General features: G+C 64.4%; 16 protein-coding genes and 1 pseudogene. 4 read left to right on the top strand and 13 right to left on the bottom strand.

All coding sequences use genetic code 11. The annotated features are described in order from the left end of the window. Positions 1 to 702 precede the first annotated feature (702 nt). The 6 genes from DMZ65_RS14295 to DMZ65_RS14270 all read right to left on the bottom strand — a co-directional run bounded on the left by DMZ65_RS14295 (position 703) and on the right by DMZ65_RS14270 (position 7,644). A complete protein-coding gene (locus tag DMZ65_RS14295) occupies positions 703 to 921 on the bottom strand; it encodes a formate dehydrogenase subunit delta (protein ID WP_116599566.1) in 219 nt (72 codons plus the stop codon). Continuing rightward, on the bottom strand, positions 911 to 1,735 hold the full coding sequence (gene fdhD, locus DMZ65_RS14290) for a formate dehydrogenase accessory sulfurtransferase FdhD (RefSeq protein WP_116599565.1): 825 nt from the start codon (positions 1,733 to 1,735) through the stop codon (positions 911 to 913). The genes DMZ65_RS14295 and fdhD overlap by 11 nt, the downstream gene beginning before the upstream one ends. A 4-nt stretch (positions 1,736 to 1,739) precedes the next feature. Next, positions 1,740 to 4,679, bottom strand: coding sequence for a formate dehydrogenase subunit alpha (gene fdhF / locus DMZ65_RS14285; RefSeq protein ID WP_116599564.1), 2,940 nt, complete (start codon positions 4,677 to 4,679; stop codon positions 1,740 to 1,742). Continuing rightward, on the bottom strand, positions 4,676 to 6,193 hold the full coding sequence (locus tag DMZ65_RS14280) for a formate dehydrogenase beta subunit (RefSeq protein ID WP_116599563.1): 1,518 nt from the start codon (positions 6,191 to 6,193) through the stop codon (positions 4,676 to 4,678). Before DMZ65_RS14280 ends, fdhF begins: the two co-directional genes overlap by 4 nt. Beyond that, positions 6,190 to 6,666 carry a formate dehydrogenase subunit gamma gene (locus DMZ65_RS14275; RefSeq protein WP_116599562.1) on the bottom strand — a complete coding sequence of 159 codons (477 nt, stop codon included), beginning with the start codon at positions 6,664 to 6,666 and terminating at the stop codon, positions 6,190 to 6,192. The genes DMZ65_RS14280 and DMZ65_RS14275 overlap by 4 nt, the downstream gene beginning before the upstream one ends. A gap of 87 nt (positions 6,667 to 6,753) precedes the next feature. Beyond that, the gene (locus tag DMZ65_RS14270) at positions 6,754 to 7,644 is read right to left on the bottom strand and encodes a LysR family transcriptional regulator (RefSeq protein WP_116599561.1); all 891 of its coding nucleotides are present in this window, start codon (positions 7,642 to 7,644) and stop codon (positions 6,754 to 6,756) included. A 593-nt stretch (positions 7,645 to 8,237) separates the two neighbouring features. Here DMZ65_RS14270 and nadA point away from each other — a divergent pair. The 4 genes and pseudogenes from nadA to DMZ65_RS19900 form a co-directional block, all read left to right on the top strand. After that, complete coding sequence (gene nadA, locus DMZ65_RS14265) at positions 8,238 to 9,290, top strand: quinolinate synthase NadA (protein ID WP_116599560.1); 1,053 nt, start codon at positions 8,238 to 8,240, stop codon at positions 9,288 to 9,290. Positions 9,291 to 9,294: 4 nt separating this feature from the next. Beyond that, positions 9,295 to 10,863, top strand: coding sequence for an L-aspartate oxidase (locus tag DMZ65_RS14260; protein ID WP_116599559.1), 1,569 nt, complete (start codon positions 9,295 to 9,297; stop codon positions 10,861 to 10,863). Then, positions 10,860 to 11,708: a carboxylating nicotinate-nucleotide diphosphorylase gene (nadC, locus tag DMZ65_RS14255; protein ID WP_116599558.1), complete on the top strand. Its 849-nt coding sequence runs from the start codon at positions 10,860 to 10,862 to the stop codon at positions 11,706 to 11,708. Before DMZ65_RS14260 ends, nadC begins: the two co-directional genes overlap by 4 nt. Positions 11,709 to 11,776: 68 nt before the next feature. After that, positions 11,777 to 11,928, top strand: a pseudogene (locus tag DMZ65_RS19900) (pantoate--beta-alanine ligase); the annotation flags it as partial. A 15-nt stretch (positions 11,929 to 11,943) separates the two neighbouring features. Here the strand turns inward: DMZ65_RS19900 and DMZ65_RS14245 are convergent. The 7 genes from DMZ65_RS14245 to DMZ65_RS14215 are packed head-to-tail and all read right to left on the bottom strand — an operon-like array spanning position 11,944 to position 17,013. After that, the gene (locus DMZ65_RS14245; protein WP_116599557.1) at positions 11,944 to 12,675 is read right to left on the bottom strand and encodes an ABC transporter permease; all 732 of its coding nucleotides are present in this window, start codon (positions 12,673 to 12,675) and stop codon (positions 11,944 to 11,946) included. Next, complete coding sequence (locus tag DMZ65_RS14240) at positions 12,672 to 13,397, bottom strand: ABC transporter ATP-binding protein (protein WP_116599556.1); 726 nt, start codon at positions 13,395 to 13,397, stop codon at positions 12,672 to 12,674. The genes DMZ65_RS14245 and DMZ65_RS14240 overlap by 4 nt, the downstream gene beginning before the upstream one ends. Next, positions 13,394 to 13,741, bottom strand: coding sequence for a TenA family protein (locus DMZ65_RS14235; protein WP_116599555.1), 348 nt, complete (start codon positions 13,739 to 13,741; stop codon positions 13,394 to 13,396). Before DMZ65_RS14235 ends, DMZ65_RS14240 begins: the two co-directional genes overlap by 4 nt. Next, positions 13,738 to 14,673, bottom strand: coding sequence for an ABC transporter substrate-binding protein (locus DMZ65_RS14230; RefSeq protein WP_116599554.1), 936 nt, complete (start codon positions 14,671 to 14,673; stop codon positions 13,738 to 13,740). The genes DMZ65_RS14235 and DMZ65_RS14230 overlap by 4 nt, the downstream gene beginning before the upstream one ends. Beyond that, on the bottom strand, positions 14,670 to 15,653 hold the full coding sequence (locus DMZ65_RS14225; RefSeq protein WP_116599553.1) for a HesA/MoeB/ThiF family protein: 984 nt from the start codon (positions 15,651 to 15,653) through the stop codon (positions 14,670 to 14,672). The genes DMZ65_RS14230 and DMZ65_RS14225 overlap by 4 nt, the downstream gene beginning before the upstream one ends. Then, positions 15,650 to 16,246: a thiamine phosphate synthase gene (locus DMZ65_RS14220; RefSeq protein WP_116599552.1), complete on the bottom strand. Its 597-nt coding sequence runs from the start codon at positions 16,244 to 16,246 to the stop codon at positions 15,650 to 15,652. The genes DMZ65_RS14225 and DMZ65_RS14220 overlap by 4 nt, the downstream gene beginning before the upstream one ends. Beyond that, positions 16,243 to 17,013 (bottom strand): thiazole synthase, encoded by a 771-nt coding sequence (locus tag DMZ65_RS14215; protein ID WP_116599551.1) that lies wholly within the window; start codon positions 17,011 to 17,013, stop codon positions 16,243 to 16,245. The genes DMZ65_RS14220 and DMZ65_RS14215 overlap by 4 nt, the downstream gene beginning before the upstream one ends. Between the last annotated feature and the right edge of the window lies 1 nt (position 17,014).

Genomic DNA, 17,014 nt, shown 5'->3' with positions numbered 1-17,014 from the left:
GCGCTTTCATAGGGCACTGTCCCATTCGGTCTTTAGCTGTCGAATTTCGGTCATTTCATGCCGACGTTGAACAGTACAAGATCGTGCAGGTTGCGTGCCGGTTCGAGCCGCGCACGGATCGCCCAGACCTATTGCGGCAAGAACGGACGTTTCCGACCGATGATCCGACCCTTGGTTCAGGCTTTGCGTTTCGATGCGACGGCGGGAAGTTGAAGTCTTGGCATTGTTTGCCCTGCAATCCACCCTCCAGGTCCAGACATCAGCGCCGCGCTGGCACTTCAGTATACTGGTTGTTTGAAAGGCTGATGTCCGACGGCCTGTGGTTTGAGTATCGCCGCAGATGCATTGGGCTGGCCTGAGCACAAAGTGTTGGATGCTGAGACGTCATGACTGGCGGCTTCGAGACGCTTTTCTGCGGCCTGTGATGACGCGGGAAACGGACACGGGCCTGACTGTAGAGTTCGTTTTGCGCCCCTTCTGATGACGTTATTGCGCCCTGCGCGCCTATGGGCGGCTCTGGCCCCGGCAATCGCGGCACCATTGGTCGCTGCGGCGCAAAGTCCACTTCTGCAATAGCGAGCGCCGGTCTACATCATGCGATCATAGAGACTTGGGAACGCTCTGGCCCGCCAGACACAAGATATTGTGGAGCGATATTTTTCACCGATATAGCGTTTGGACAGATCCGGCGGGCTCGCAAGTTCAGTCCGCAGGCACTCGCAGGAAAGCCATCGCTTCTTTCGCAAGGTCTGACAGGCCGGTGCCGCCGTCCTCGTAATATTGTGACAGCGTCGTTCGCATCCGTGGCTCCCAGAAATCATTGATATGGGCGGCGACACACTCGGCCTGATCGGTGCCGGGCTGGGTCTTGAAATAGGTGGCGATCTGGTTGACCATCATGACGAGTTTGTCAGGCTGCATGGCAGGCTCCTGTCTGGATACGTTCGGGATGCGCGTAGATGTCGAAACTGCCGCCGCGCGCGAAGGCGACCAGCGTCAACCCCGCCCCCTCGGCCAGCCGCAAGGCATGCGCAGTAGGTGCCGATACGGCGATCAGCACGGGGCATCCGGCGATGACGGTTTTTTGCACCATCTCGACCGACACGCGTGAGGTCAGCACGATGGCCCCGCTCGCAGGGTCGATCCCGCCGCGCGATAGCGCACCGATGAGTTTGTCCAGCGCGTTGTGCCGCCCGACATCCTCGCGCATCAGCACGATATCGCCCTCCGGCCCGACAAAGCCTGCCGCATGGACCGCGCGGGTCTGATCATGCAGCGGCTGATGCGCGCGCAGTGCCTCGCTGGCACCGGCGATGGCCGCCTGACAGAGACGCGTTCGCCCGGCAGGAAGGATAGGAAGGGGGCGGATGGCCTGCTCGAGACTGTCAATCCCGCACAGACCGCAGCCCACCGGCCCCAGCATGCTGCGTCGGCGCCGGCGCACCGCCTCGGCCCGCTCGGACGCCAGCCAGAACCGCGCCTCGATGCCCAACTCATGCGCAACGATTTCAAAGTCGGTCACATCCGCGAGGCCGCTGATGAACCCCTCGGTGAGAGCAAATCCCATGGCGAAATCCTGAATATTATCGGGGCTGGCCATCATCACTGCCGCAGTGGTCCCGTCAAAGACCAGCGCGACGGGCGTCTCTTCCGGCAGGCTGCGCCGTATGTCGTGCAGTCCGTCATGCCGGACGTTGACGCCCGGCACGCTATAGCTGAGTCGCGGCGCGCTCATGGCGCTATTCCGCCGCGGGCAGGATACGGCGCGATTTTGCCGCCTGCGCGTTATACGCCTCCTGCCAGTCGGTCGGCCCGTTGGAATTCGAGACCTGCACCGCCGTCACCTTGTATTCGGGGCAGTTGGTGGCCCAGTCCGAGTAATCGGTGGTGATGACATTGGCCTGCGTGTCGGGATGGTGGAAGGTCGTGTACACCACCCCCGGCGACATCCGCTCCGAGATCTGCGCCCGCAGCGTCGTCTCGCCCGAGCGGGACGCGAGCTTGATCCACTGCCCGTCCTTGATACCCCTGACTTCGGCGTCATGCGGATGAATCTCCAGCAGATCCTCGTGATGCCATTCGCTATTGGCGGTGCGCCGCGTCTGCGCGCCCACGTTATATTGCGACAGGATGCGCCCCGTGGTCAGCAAGAGGGGGAAGCGGGGGCCGGATTTTTCCTCGGTCGCGACATATTCGGTGACGATGAACCGCCCCTTGCCGCGCATGAAGCCATCGACATGCATCAGCGGCGTGCCATCCGGGTGCGCCTCGTTGCAGGGCCACTGGACCGATCCCTTCTCTTCCAGCACGTCATAGGACACGCCGGCAAAGCTGGGGGTGGTCCGCGCGATCTCGTCCATGATCTGGCCGGGATGGGTATAGTGCCAGCCCGCCCCCATGGCATTGGCCAAGAGCTGCGTCACCTCCCAATCGGCATAGCCATTGAGCGGCTTCATCACCTCGCGCACGCGGTTGATGCGCCGTTCGGCATTCGTGAAGGTGCCGTCCTTTTCGAGGAAGGTCGATCCGGGCAGAAACACATGCGCATAATTCGCCGTCTCATTGAGGAAAAGGTCATGCACGATGACGCATTCCATCGCGGCAAGGCCGGCGGCGACATGCTTGGTATCGGGGTCGGATTGCAGGATATCCTCGCCCTGGCAGTAAAGCCCCTTGAACGTACCCTCCACGGCGGCATCCAGCATGTTGGGGATGCGCAGGCCCGGCTCATTGTCGATCTGAACGCCCCAGACTTCTTGGTAGATATCGCGCACATCGTCATTCTTGACATGGCGATAACCGGGCAACTCATGCGGGAAAGATCCCATGTCGCAGGACCCTTGCACGTTGTTCTGTCCGCGCAGCGGGTTCACACCCACGCCCTTGCGGCCGACATTGCCGGTCAGCATGGCAAGGTTGGCAATGCCGATCACCGTGGTCGACCCTTGGCTGTGTTCGGTCACGCCGAGCCCGTAATAGATCGCGCCATTGCCGCCGGTGGCAAAGAGGCGCGCGGCCTCGCGCAGGTCGGCGGCAGGCACGCCGGTGAGCAATTCGGTCGATTCCGGGCTGTGGCGCGTGTCGCTGATGAATTCGGCATATTCGCTGAACTCCTCCCAGTCGCAGCGCCCGCGGATGAAATCCTGATCCATCAGCCCTTCGGTCACGATCACATGGGCAATGGCCGAGACGACGGCAACGTTGGTGCCGGGGCGCAATGGCAGGTGGTGCGATGCCTCGATATGAGCAGAGCGGACCAGATCAATCTTGCGCGGGTCGATCACGATGATCTTGGCACCTTCGCGCAAACGCTTTTTCATCCGACTGGCAAAGACGGGATGCGCGTCGGTCGGGTTGGCCCCGATCAGGATGATGACGTCCGTATCCTCGACCGAGTCGAAATCCTGCGTACCCGCCGAGGTTCCAAAGGTCTGGCCAAGGCCATAGCCCGTGGGCGAATGGCACACACGCGCGCAGGTGTCGGTATTGTTGTTGCCAAATACCGCGCGGGTCAGTTTCTGCACCAGATAGGTTTCCTCGTTGGTGCAGCGGCTGGAGGTGATGACGCCGATGGATTTCTTGCCGTGCTTGTCCTGAAGCCCGCGCATCCGCTGCGCCGCAAAGGTCAGCGCCTCGTCCCAGCTGACCTCCTGCCACGGCTCTTCAATCGAGTCGCGGATCATCGGGTTCAGGATGCGGTCCTTGTGATTGGCATAGCCATAGGCAAAGCGGCCCTTGACGCAGCTATGCCCGCGATTGGCCTTGCCGTGCTTGTAGGGCACCATGCGAACCAGCTCGTCTCCATTCAACTCGGCCTTGAACGAACAGCCGACGCCGCAATATGCGCAGGTCGTGATGACCGAACGTTCGGGCGTGCCCAACTCGATGATCGAGTTTTCTTGCAGTGACGCCGTGGGACAAGCCTGCACGCAGGCGCCGCAGCTGACGCAATCGGAGGCCATGAAATCATCGCCGGTCATACCCGCCGAAACCCGGCTTTCGAATCCGCGTCCCTCGATGGTCAGCGCGAAGGTTCCCTGCACTTCCTCGCAGGCCCGCACGCAGCGCGAACACACGATGCATTTGCTGGGATCATAGGTGAAATAGGGATTGGATTGGTCCTTGGGGATGTATTCGGGGTTCCCCAGATCGCCAGCGCCGGGACGTGCGCGCGCGCGGATGTCACCAGCCGCCAGTGTGCCGATGCCCAAGGGGTCGTAGTGATTGCGCCCCGACTCAAACCGCTGATCGCGCAGGCCGACAGCACCAGCCATATCCTGCAATTCGCAATCGCCATTGGCGCTACAGGTCAGGCAATCCAGCGGATGATCCGAGATATAAAGCTCCATCACGCCTTTGCGGATCTTCTTGGCCTTGGCACCTTGCGTCGTGACGGCCATGCCCTCGGCCACCGGCGTCGTGCAGGATGCGGGCGTACCGCGGCGACCCTCGATCTCGACCACGCAGAGACGGCAGGACCCCCAAGCCTCCAGATTGTCCGACGCGCAGAGCTTGGGCACCTGAATGCCCGCCTCGGCAGCCGCGCGCATGACGGATGTGCCCTCAGGCACCGTCACCTCAAACCCGTCGATTGTCAGTGTGACGGGCGCGCCCTGCTTGGCCTTGGTGCCCATGTCACGGTCATCGTGGATGGATGTGGGGATGATGAAGTCCTTCATTCCGCTGCCTCCTTCTGGGTCGCGAAGTCGTCCGGAAAATGATTAAGCGCCGACATGACCGGGAAGGGCGTAAATCCCCCCAGCGCGCAGAGCGATCCGTCGGTCATCGTCTCACACAGATCGGTCAGGAGCGGGATCGCGTCGGCATCGCCGCGCGCGATGCGGTCGATCGTCTCGACTCCCCGCACCGATCCGATGCGGCAGGGCGTGCATTTACCGCAGGATTCCACCGCGCAGAATTCCATGGCAAAGCGCGCCATCTTCAGCATGTCAACGCTGTCGTCAAAGACGGTCAGACCGGCATGGCCCAGCAGCCCGCCCCTGGCGTCCAGTTCTTCGTATCCGAGGGGTGCATCGAAATTGGCGACGGGGATATAGGCACCCAGAGGGCCACCCACCTGCACGGCCTTGACCGGCTGGCCCGAGCGTGTGCCGCCGCCCAGATCGTTGACGACCTCGCCCAGCGTGATCCCGAAGGCGGTCTCGAAAAGCCCGCCACGCGCCACGTTACCTGCAATCTGCAAGGTCACAGTCCCGCGCGAGCGGCCCATGCCGAAATCGGCGTAATGCTGCGCGCCCCGCTCGAAGATCACCGGTATAGTGGCGAGACTGATGACGTTGTTGACCACCGTGGGCCGTCCAAGGAAACCTTCCAGCGCCGGCAGGGGCGGCTTGGCCCGCACGACGCCGCGCTTGCCTTCGAGCGAGTTGAGCAAGGATGTTTCCTCGCCGCAGACATAGGCACCGGCACCCACGCGCACCTCCATGTCAAAGCTGCGCTTTGAGCCGAGAATATCCTCGCCCAGCGCGCCCTTGTCGCGCGCGATGCGGATCGCCTCGTTCATCACGGCAATCGCATCGGGGTATTCGGAACGCAGATAGACATAGCCCTTGGTCGCGCCGACGCCGAGACCCGCGATCACCATGCCCTCGATCAGGGTGAAGGGATCGCCCTCCATGATCATGCGGTCGGCAAAGGTGCCGCTGTCGCCCTCGTCGGCGTTGCAGACGATGTATTTCTGCGGTGCCTCAGCCTCCATCACCGTTTTCCACTTGATCCCGGTGGGAAAGCCCGCGCCGCCCCGCCCGCGCAGCCCACTATCGGTGACTTCGGCGACGATCTCGGCACTGCTCAGATCAATCGCGCGGCGCAGGCCGACGAGACCGCCATGCTTCTCGTAATCGGCCAGATCAAGCGGATCGATCACGCCACAGCGGGCGAAGGTCAGACGCGTCTGGCGCGCGAAGAAGGGAATATTTTCGACCGGGCCATGCCCGTCGAGCGTCCCGTCCAGCAGCGCCGGCACATCTTTGGACGTTACAGGGCCGAACGCCTCGCGGCCGTTGCCGCGGTCGATCTCCACCAGCGGCTCCAGCCAGATCATGCCGCGCGTACCGGTGCGGATGATCGTGACATCCAGATCGCGTGCCTCTGCCTCGCGGCGGACCGCTTCGGCCACGTCATCCGCGCCAAGCGCCTTGGCCGCACTGTCCATTGGGATATAGAGTTTCATGCGCCCGCCTCCGTCAGGATCCGCGCCATCCGGGCCGCATCCAGCCGGCCCACGACCTTGTCATCGACCATCGCGGCGGGGCCGCAGGCGCACATGCCGAGGCAATAAACCGGCTCGACCGTCAAGGCACCGTTCGGCGTGGTGGCGTGCCAGTCGAGGCCCAACTTGGCCAGAGTCTCTTCGGCCAGTGCATCGCCGCCGACGGCCTGACATGCCTCGGCACGGCAGATCTTGACGACATGGTGCCCGGCGGGCCGTTCACGGAAATCATGGTAAAACGAGACGACCCCATGCACCTCGGCTTTTGTCATGTTCAGCAGATGTGAGATCCGCGCGATCGCGGCGGTGGGGATGTAACCGAATTCCGCCTGAAGCGCGTGCAGCATTGGCAGAAGCGGCCCCTCGCGGTGTTTGTGCTCGGCGAGGATCGCGTCGATTTCGGCATCGGTCGGGATGGACGTCGTCTGTGGCATGGCTGACCTTTTGGCTATGTTGCCTCAAGGGTAAGTGCCGCATTATCACGGAATCAATATAGACATACCGTCAAGTGATCGACAACCTCAATCGCACTGATCCGCCAGTTGTGCCGCTTCCTTCAAAAGCGCTTGCAGCGTAGGGGTGTGCGGCTCTCGATATGGGGCGACCAAGCCAACCGAAGGATGCCGGATATTGCCCGACAGCGGCACCAGTTTCAGCGCCTTGCCAGCTGCGAGGAAGGTGGCGATATCGGCGGGCAGGATGGTCAGCCAGTCGCCGCGCTCGACATTGGCGACCAGCACGACCGCCGAATCGGACTCGATCCAGGCATCGGGCGTCACGCCCGCATCACGGAAATGGCCGTTGATGATGCGCCGGTTCTGGTTTTCAGGCGTCAAGAGCGCCAGTCTCTCGCCCTCCAACTCCTTCCAACCGACCGAATCTCGACCGTACCATTGCGATGCCTCATTACAGACAAGCATATAGCGCTCGCGATACAGCGGCTCGGTACTCAGCCTGCCCGTCGGCTCATTGTCCAGATAGGTGATGCCCGCATCGACATCCAAATTCTCGATCATGGACAGGATTTCAATGGATGTGCGCGACAAGAGCGTGAGCCGCACATTAGGGTTCTTCTCGCTGAACCGCGCCGAGAGCTGCGCGGCCCAGGTGAGGGCCGTCGGGATGACCGCGACGCGCAACTGGCCCGACAGGCCATTTCTGGTGAATCGCATCTCCTCGCGCAGCTGGCGCGCATCGCTGACGATCCGTCGCGCCCATTCCAGCGCGCTGTGCCCCTCGGGCGTCAGCCCACCGAATTTCGAGCCACGAAAGACAAGTTTGACTCCAAGCCGATCCTCTAGATTCTTGATCCCCGTGGACAAGGTTGGCTGCGTGATGCCAAGTTCGTCGGCGGCCTTGCCAAAATGCTTCGCCTTGGCAAGAGCAATGAACATTTCGAGCTTATCAAGCATGGGAAACTCTTTTCAGGATTGGGGCGGACTCGGCACCATCGGCATGGGGCGGACTGCAAAGCCCCTCGACGTCCCAGGCTGGGCCACTCTGGGAATGGTGCCTGCCTTTATCCCTGTGGTCCGACAGACTGACAACCGTAAAGTTGATTGGCCTAAACGGTCATTCTGGCAGGCACCAAAAACTGGATAATGTCCGTTTGGGGGCAGTCCCATCATCACAGACGGCCTTGCGATACGGGGGGCCAGTGGGGTGGGACGACAGAAACTTGGTGCGTGGAGCTATTCATGTTAAACTCAACAGGTTTTTCCGGCCACGACTCCTAGGGGAAACGCCAACTCTTCCGCCCCAGCCGACAACTGCGGACCCGCGTCGTGGCCAGCTGGATCCAACTCTCGTCTACCCGCGAGAAGAAGCATGAGGCCGCGACCACCCAACGGCAATTTTGGACATATGTTAGCGCATGTCATCGAAATATTACGCCAGCGTCAACTTGCCCTTGCGTTATGTGACCCGTAGATAGCCTTCAGCCCGCGCCTTCCGCGTGCGGCCGCGCCCTCTCCGGCGACACGCAATAACCTGAGGAATCGTCACCTTGCTCGACCAGATCGCGCTGCGCGCCGAACTCGCCGATCATTATGATCTCGCCCCCTCCGCCGACCTCGCCGCCGAGATGTCCGGGATCTATGCCCGCATGGACCGCGTCATGTCGCCGCCCGACTGGGCGATCTTCGCACCCTATGTCGCTGCGATCAGGAAGCTGAAGGCCGAGCGGAACGCGGTGATCCTGGCCCATAACTACATGACACCCGAAATCTATCACGGGATCGCGGACGTGGTGGGCGACAGCCTGCAACTGGCGATCGAGGCCACCAAGGTCGAAGCGGATGTGATCGTTCAGTGCGGCGTGCATTTCATGGCCGAGACCTCAAAGATCCTGAATCCGGCCAAGACGGTGCTGATCCCCGACATGGCCGCAGGCTGTTCGCTGGCCGAAAGCATCACCGCCGCGGGGATCGCCGAGATGCGCGCGAAATATCCCGGCGCGCCCGTGGTCACCTATGTGAACACCACGGCCGAGGTAAAGGCGGCGTCTGACATCTGCTGCACCTCGTCCAATGCCGTCCAGATCGTCCGCGCAATGGAAAGCGACACGGTCATCATGACCCCGGACAAGTATCTGGCGCAGAACATCGCAAGCCAAGTGCCGGAGAAGCAGATCGTCTGGTGGGAGGGGTCGTGCATCGTGCACGAGCAGTACACCGCGACAGACCTGCGCGAATTCCGCGACTGGAACCCCGGCACCCGCATCATCGCCCACCCCGAATGCCCGCCCGACGTGGTCGCCGAGGCCGATTTCTCGGGCTCGACCAGCGGGATCATCGACTATGTCACGGCCGAGCGGCCCGAGAAGGCGATGCTTGTGACGGAATGCTCGATGGCCTCGAACATCTCGGACGCGCTGCCGGATGTCGATTTCGTCGGGCCCTGCAACATGTGCCCCTACATGAAGAAGATCACGCTCGAAAAGGTGCTCTGGTCGCTGCACACCATGGAAGGCGCGGTCGAGGTTGACCCCGCGGTGGCCGACAAGGCCCGTGTCGCCGTGCAGCGGATGATCGACCTATCGGCGCGTCTGAACGGCTAGGCCCATGACAGCGATCGACACGCCCCGCGCGATCATCGTCGGGGCCGGGCTGGCGGCGCAATATGCAGCGCTGCGGCTGGCCCCGCATCCGGTCCTGATGATCTCGCCCGAACCTCTCGGCTCCGGGGCGTCGTCGACCTGGGCGCAGGGCGGCGTTGCGGCGGCGATGGACCCTTCCGACAGCGCCGAGGCGCATGCCCGCGATACCGTGCGGGCAGGGGCGGGCACCGTGGACGTGCAGGTCGCAGAGGCCGTCACGGCCGAGGCGCGGGCGCATATCCTCGACCTGACCGGGCTGGGCACGCCCTTTGACCGGACCGCGGATGGCGGCTATGTCCTGTCGCGCGAGGCGGCACACAGCTTTGCCCGTGTCGTGCGCGTGCGCGGCGATCAGGCGGGGGCCGAGATCATGCAGGCACTGACCGCGCAGGTCCGCGCCGCGCCGCATGTGCAGGTGCTGGAAGGCGTGATGGCCACCGGGTTGGTGATCGAGGGCGGCCGCGTGTGCGGGGCCCGGGTCGCGCGCTGCGCCGACGGCCTGACGCAATCGGTCGCTCTGCGCGGTGCGGCGGTGCTGTTGGCGGGCGGCGGATCGGGCAGTCTGTTTTCGCAGACGACCAATCCGCCGCGCATCTGCGGGCAGGTGCTGGGGATGGCGGCGCGGGCCGGGGCGGTCATCTCCGATGCGGAGTTTGTGCAGTTCCATCCGACGGCCATCGCCAATGGCCTGGACCCCGCGCCACTGGCGACCGAGGCGCTGCGCGGCGAAGGCGCGACGCTGATCAACAGCCGGGGCGAGCGGTTCATGCTGGCGGCGCATCCGGATGCCGAGCTGGCACCGCGCGACATCGTTGCCCGCGCGGTCTTTGCCCAGACGCAAGCCGGCCTTGCCCCGGCGCTGGACACGCGGGCGGCCCTTGGCGCGCGGATCCTGACCGAGTTTCCAGCCGTGGCCGCAGCCTGCCGGGCCTCGGGCCTCGATCCGGTGACGCAGCCGATCCCGGTCGCCGCCGCCGCGCATTACCACATGGGCGGCATCGCGACGGATGCCGGGGGGGCGAGCACCCTGCCCGGCCTCTGGGCTTGCGGCGAGGTTGCCTCGACCGGGCTGCATGGCGCGAACCGGCTGGCCTCGAACGGTCTGCTCGAGGCGCTGGTCTACGGGCGGCGCTGTGCGGATGCGATTGCCAGGGGGCTGGGCGCGGGTGATGATGCCGCGCCGGTCGTGCTGCCCGATCTCGGCCCGGACCAAGCACCCGATCCGGCGCTGGTCGCCCGGCTGCGGCAAGCGATGACCGACGGGGCGGGCGTGATCCGCACCGCCGCTGGCTTGCGGCGCACGCTGGACAGGATCGCCACGGTCGAGGCGGCGCAGCCCGGCTGTGACGCCCTGCTGAACATGACCGCAACCGCCACGCTGATCGCCGCCGCCGCGCTGACCCGGGAAGAGAGCCGGGGCGCGCATTTCCGCTCGGACCATCCCGATGTGCAGGGCGCGACCGGCCAGAGATCCTTCTTCACCCTCGCGCAGGCGCAGGAGATCCGCGCCCAGGCCCGAAAGGAACCCGCATGACTGCCGCCCCCTTGCCCGACCTGATCCTGGAACCGCTGGTCCGCGCCGCATTGCTCGAGGATCTGGGCACCTATGGCGACATCACGACCCGCACGGTGATCCCGGCAACGACGCGCTACACCGCACGGCTGAACGCGCGCGAGGCGGGGGTCGTCTCGGGGCTTCAGGTGGCGGCGCTGGCCTTCCGGCTGGTCGACCCGGCGCTGGTTGTCACCGCGCACAAGGCCGACGGGGGCGAGATCCGGCCGGGTGACCTGCTGATGGAGATCGAAGGAGCGGCGGCCTCAATCCTGTCGGGTGAACGGGTCGCGCTGAACTTTGCCGGGCGGCTGTCTGGGATCGCGACGATGACGGCGGCCTTCGTGGCGCAGACCTCGGGCACCGCGACGCGTGTGACCTGCACCCGAAAGACGACGCCCGGCCTGCGGCTGGTCGAGAAGCAGGCGGTGCTGCATGGCGGCGGGTTCAACCACCGCTTCTCATTGTCGGATGCGATCCTGATCAAGGACAACCACATCGCGGCGGCGGGCGGCATTCGGCCTGTTCTGCGCGCGGTCAAGGCGCAGGCCTCGCACATGATCCGCTGCGAGATCGAGGTCGACCGGCTGGACCAGCTGGCCGAGGTGCTGGCCGAGGGCGGCGCCGACGTCGTGCTGCTGGACAACATGGACACGCCGACCCTGCGCAAGGCGGTGGCGATGGCGGCCGGGCGCGTGGTGCTGGAGGCCTCGGGCAACATGAGGCTGGACCGGATCGCCGAGGTCGCGGCGACAGGTGTCGACTACATCTCGTCCGGGGCGCTGACGCATTCGGCACAGACGCTGGATCTGGGCCTGGATTTCTGAGAGGGCCGAAAATGACCTTCCAGCGCCGCAAATCGTAATAGACTGCGATGCACGCGCAACTACTGATCGGTGTTGCCGATGGTCTTTGCGGCGCGACACGCCCGGACTTTTCGCCGGCGTGGCCACCGTGGTGACCAAGCTACTGCCGCAAGCTGATGCGGACCAGGCCTTCTTTAGCGAGAAGGGCTACCAGCAAATTCTGGTGGTCCACCGTCTGGCCGAAGTCACCGAAAAGTCACCCGCCCCATATCCGTCGACAGACCGCATCGACCGCCGCATGAAGAACCAGCGTCAGCACGGCCAGAACAATCAGCGCGGCGAACATCAGGTCGATCTTCGCGCGGCCGTTCGCCAGCAGCATCAAATAGCCAAGCCCCCGCGATGCCCCGACCCATTCGCCGATGATGGCACCGATCGGCGCATAGACCGCCGCCAGCCGAAGCCCCGAAGAAAAGCCGGGCATGGCCGCCGGAACGCGGATGCACCACAGGATGCGCGCGGGTGTGGCGTTCATGACGCGGGCAAGTTCCACCCAGGCGACGGGTGTGCGCATCAGCGCGTCGAAAAAGGCCGATGTCACGGGGAAATAGATGATCAGCAGCGCCATCGCGACCTTCGACCATAGCCCGTAACCCAGCCACAGCGTCAGGATCGGTGCCAGCGCGAACACGGGGATGGCCTGGCTGAAGACGATCATCGGGCGGAGCAGATTGCGCGCAAGCGGCGAAGCGACAAGAAGGATCGCCGAGGCAAAGCCCAGGGTCGCCCCGAGGCCAAGACCAATCAGCACTTCTGTGATGGTCACGACCGCATGTTCGGCGATCAGCATCCGGCTGGTCCAGAGCGTGGAAAAGACCAACATGGGTCCGGGCAGAATGAAGCGCGGCAGATCGCCAAACGTGACCACGGCCTGCCACGCCAACAGACCCAGAAGCGCGACGCTGGCGAAGTGCAGGACCTTTTTCACACTGTCTCCATAAGTTGCCGCAGCAATCGGCCCTGAAAGGCAAGGGTCTCAACCGAATCATAGGGGCGCGGCACGCGGGCGGGCGGTGATGCGACCGGGGTGATCCCCTCGCGGGTCATCAGCAAAACCGTCTCACCCAACCGGGCGGCCTCGGCGGCGTCATGGGTCACATGCAACACGGTGCGACCGGCCAGAAGTTCGGCCGAAAGTTCCTGCATCCGGGCGCGTGTCTGCGCATCAAGCGCCGAAAAGGGTTCATCCAGCAATATGACAGGCCGGTCTTCCATCAGGGTCCGGGCAAGCGCCACCCGCTGCCTCTGTCCGCCGGAAAGGGCGTCAGGGCGTTTGGTGCCGTGATCCGCAAGGCCAACGCGCGCCAATATGTCGAGCGCCCTTTCACGCGGCTGCTGCGTGCCGCGCAACCGTGCGCCGAGGGTGACATTGGCGGTCACGTCAAGCCATGGCATCAACAGGTCGCTCTGCGCCATCAACGCCACGCGACCTGCCAGCGGCATATTATCGCTTGCGCCAACTGTGCCTTCAAAGTCGACCCCGTCCCCAAGGCTCGCAAACAGGCGCAAAAGCGTGGACTTGCCCACACCGGAGGGACCGAGCAGACAGGTCCACCGCCCCGCCGGGACCTCCAGCGACAGGGGGCCGAAGATCGCGGTGCCACCGATCGTGACACGCCCGGTCAATCGAAGCGCAGGCGCGCCGCTCATCCCGAAAGCCCCCTGGCCCAGAAATCGGCATGCAGCCGCGTGGCTGTCTGGAAGCGCGCGCATAGCCGAAACCAGCACGGGCTGGTTTTCGTTCTGCGACCGAGGCGGCGCGCGACCGCCGCGCCGGTCAGCGCGCCAACCTTGCGGCAGGCGCGCATCTCATCCAGCGTCTTGTCCATGGTCACCGCCAGGGTCCAGGCACAAGAGAAATGGTCGCGAAACAGGTATGCCGCGCGTCGCAGCGGACCATCGGCCATCTGTTCAACCAAGGCGTGGTGGGTGTGATCGTTCCACGCTGTACCGGCGGCGTCGCGCCAAAGACGCAATGCCGTGCCGTGGCTCATTCTGTCCCCAGGTCGACGGCCAGCGCGGTGACAGAACGTGTGCCCTCGATCAGCTTGGCTTGATGCAGGAAATCCTCGAACCGTGCGTAGCGGCCGGCATCCAGTGCCTCGGGACGCAACGCAAAGCGCGGGATCGTATCGGCCCAGGCCTTCTTGTTCAGCTCGTCCTGAAGCTCGGTTGAGGTGGCCGCGAACACCTCCCAGCTCTCCTGCGGGTGGTTCACAATGTACTGCGTGGCCTTTTCCGTCGCCCCGAGGAAACGCTGGATCATTCCCGCATCCATCGCCTTCGGGTTGGCGATGTAGATTAGTTCGTCATAGGTCGGCACGCCGTGTTCCTCGGGGTAGAAGCACCGGCCGGCGACCTTCTCTATCTCCATCTGGTTCAGCTCAAAATTGCGAAAAGCCCCGATCACCGCATCGACCTGCCCCGACATCAGCGCGGGCGACAGCGACCAGTTGACGTTGACCAACTCGATATCGTCGGTGCCAAGCCCGGTCTCGCCCAGCATGGCCGAAAGCAGCGCCTCCTCCACGCCGGCGACAGAAAAGCCCACCTTGCGACCTTCGAGATCCGCGATCTGCGCGACAGGTCCGTCATCCAGCACGAGCAGGCAGTTGAGCGGTGTGGCGACCAGCGTGCCGACGCGCACCAGCGGCATGCCTTCTGCCACCTGAAGGTGCAGTTGCGGCTGGTAGGAAATTGCAAGATCGACCGCACCCGCGGCAGCCATCTTTGGCGGATCGGAAGGGTCAGCCGGGGCGATCACCTCGACCGCCAGGTCTGCTTCAGCGAAATAACCCATTTCCTGGGCAATGATGATCGGCCCGTGATCGGGGTTCACGAACCAGTCGAGCATAACGGTCATCTCGTCCTGCGCGGCGGCGGGTGTCGCCAGAACAAGGGCAAGGGCTGTCAGCATGGGTTTCATGGGATGTCTCCGTTTGGGTCGCCGAGGGCGACGAGAAATATGTTTCCGTCCCAGACCGCCCCGAGCCTTTCAGCAGCCGCCCAGGCGCGCTGACCCGAGCGACAACAAAGCACGGCGCGTTGTCCGGTGGCGGGAATGGGGCCTCCGGGGCCGAAAGCGGTGGCGGGAAGACGGCGGGCGAAGGGCCGCATCAGGGGGGCTTCGTCCTCGGCCCGCAGGTCGACGAGAAAGTCAGCGGCAGTGATCGCGGAAGGCGCAAGGAAACGGGGGCCGCGCTCGGGTTCGGGCGTATCGGCAAAGCGAAACTTGCCCGATCTAAGGCTGCGCCCGTCGAAGGTGACAAGCTGCCCGAGGGGCGAAGGATCGAGCCCTGCGAGTAGTGCGAGAGCCATCTGCGCCTGAAGCGCGCCGATCACACCCACGACCGGCCCCAGAACACCATCCTCGGCGCACGAGCCGAGCCTTTGCGGCAGGTCGGGAAACACGGCGCGCAGGCTGGGCGCGCCGCCGCAGAAGGCCCCGGCATAACCGTCGAGTCCAACCACCGAGGCGCTGACCAGCTGGCGGTCCGCAGCGCGGCAGGCATCGGACAGGATGTAACTTGCCGCGAAGCTGTCGGCGCAATCGAGCACAAGATCGGTACTGTCGCAGAGCGCGTCGACATTGGCGGGATCAAGCGCGGCCACGACCGCCTCGACCCTGCAATCGGGGTTGAGCGCGGTGATCGCCGCAGCGGCGGCCCTGGACTTTGCGACGCCGATATCAGCGTCACGGAACAACGTTTGGCGATGCAGGTTCGTCGCCTCAACCCGGTCCGGATCCACCAGCCGAATGCGGCCGACGCCAGCCCCGCCGAGATATTGCAGCACCGGTGCGGCAAGCCCGCCCGCGCCGACGACCAGCACATGCGCCCGGCGCAGGCGGGCCTGGCCCAAAGGCCCAAGTTCGGGCACCGCGATCTGACGGGCATAGCGGCTCATCGCGTCGCCTCGATCCAGGAACGAACGCGGGTCTCCGGGTCGCCACTGAGGGTGATGTCGGTGACGACAGACACGACATCGGCACCGGCGGCAAAGACGTCCGCTGCCCGCTCGACGCGCATGCCGCCGATGGCGACAAGAGGCAGGTCGCCAATGGCGCGCTTCCATTCGGTGACACGCTCCAGACCCTGCTGGTGCCATTTCATCTTTTTCAGGATCGTCGGATAGACTGGGCCGAGCGCAATATAGTCAGGCGAGATTGACAGGGCACGGTCCAGTTCGGCGTGGTCGTGGGTGCTGATGCCCAGCCTGAGGCCAGCACGGCGAATGGCCCGAAGATCCGCAGTGTCGAGATCTTCCTGCCCGAGATGCACCCACTCGCAGCCCGCGTCGATGGCGATCCGCCAATGGTCGTTGACGACCAGCGTCACCGCATGCGCGCGGCAGAGCGATTTCGCCTGGGTGATGGCGTCCCAAAGGTCGGCCACGTCCATATCCTTGATGCGAAGCTGCACCAGCTTCACGCCCAGCGGCAAGGTGCGGTGCAGCCAGTCCGCGTTGTCGAAGATCGGGTAAAAGCGGTGTAGGCTCATGTCAGGAACGCCCTGCCGATGACGGGGGTCGAAGGGGCCGCCATGTCGCGTGGCTCCATCGGGTCGGCCTCGTAGGCGAGCCGCCCGGCCTCGACCGCGCGGGCGAAACCTGCCGCCATCGTCGCCGGGTCGCCCGCTTTGGCGACGGCGGTGTTGAGCAGCACCGCGTCATAGCCCAACTCCATCGCCATGGCGGCCTGGCTCGGCAGACCGAGGCCCGCATCCACCACCATGGGCACGTCGGGAAACTGGGCGCGCAGGGTGCGCAGGCCATAGATGTTGGTCAGCCCCAGCCCGGTGCCGATGGGTGCGCCCCATGGCATGAGCACCTCGCAGCCCGCCTGTAGCAGCCGGTCGGCAAGAACCACGTCCTCGGTGGTATAGGGAAAAACCTTGAAACCCTCATCGGTCAGAATGCGCGCGGCCTCCACCAGCCCGAAGGGGTCGGGCTGAAGGGTGTCCGCATGACCGATCACCTCGAGTTTGATCCAGGGCGTGTCGAACAGCTCGCGGGCCATATGCGCCGTGGTCACCGCCTCGCGGACCGAATGGCAGCCTGCGGTGTTGGGCAGGAGTGTCACATCGAGGTCACGGATCAAATCCCAGAACGCCGCGCCGGCGCGATCGCCACCCGCCTCACGCCGCACAGAGACAGTGGCGATACCGGCAGCGGAGCGGCGGAAGGCCTCGGCCAGAACCGCTGGCGACGGGTATTGCGCCGTACCCAGCATCAGGCGCGAAGCGATCGCAGTACCGTAAAGCAGCATC

The sequence above is a fragment of the Primorskyibacter marinus genome (genome assembly GCF_003313245.1).
Lineage (GTDB): Bacteria > Pseudomonadota > Alphaproteobacteria > Rhodobacterales > Rhodobacteraceae > Primorskyibacter > Primorskyibacter marinus.
The sequence above is the reverse complement of the archived record's forward strand: the minus strand, read 5'-3'. Positions and strand labels throughout refer to the sequence as shown.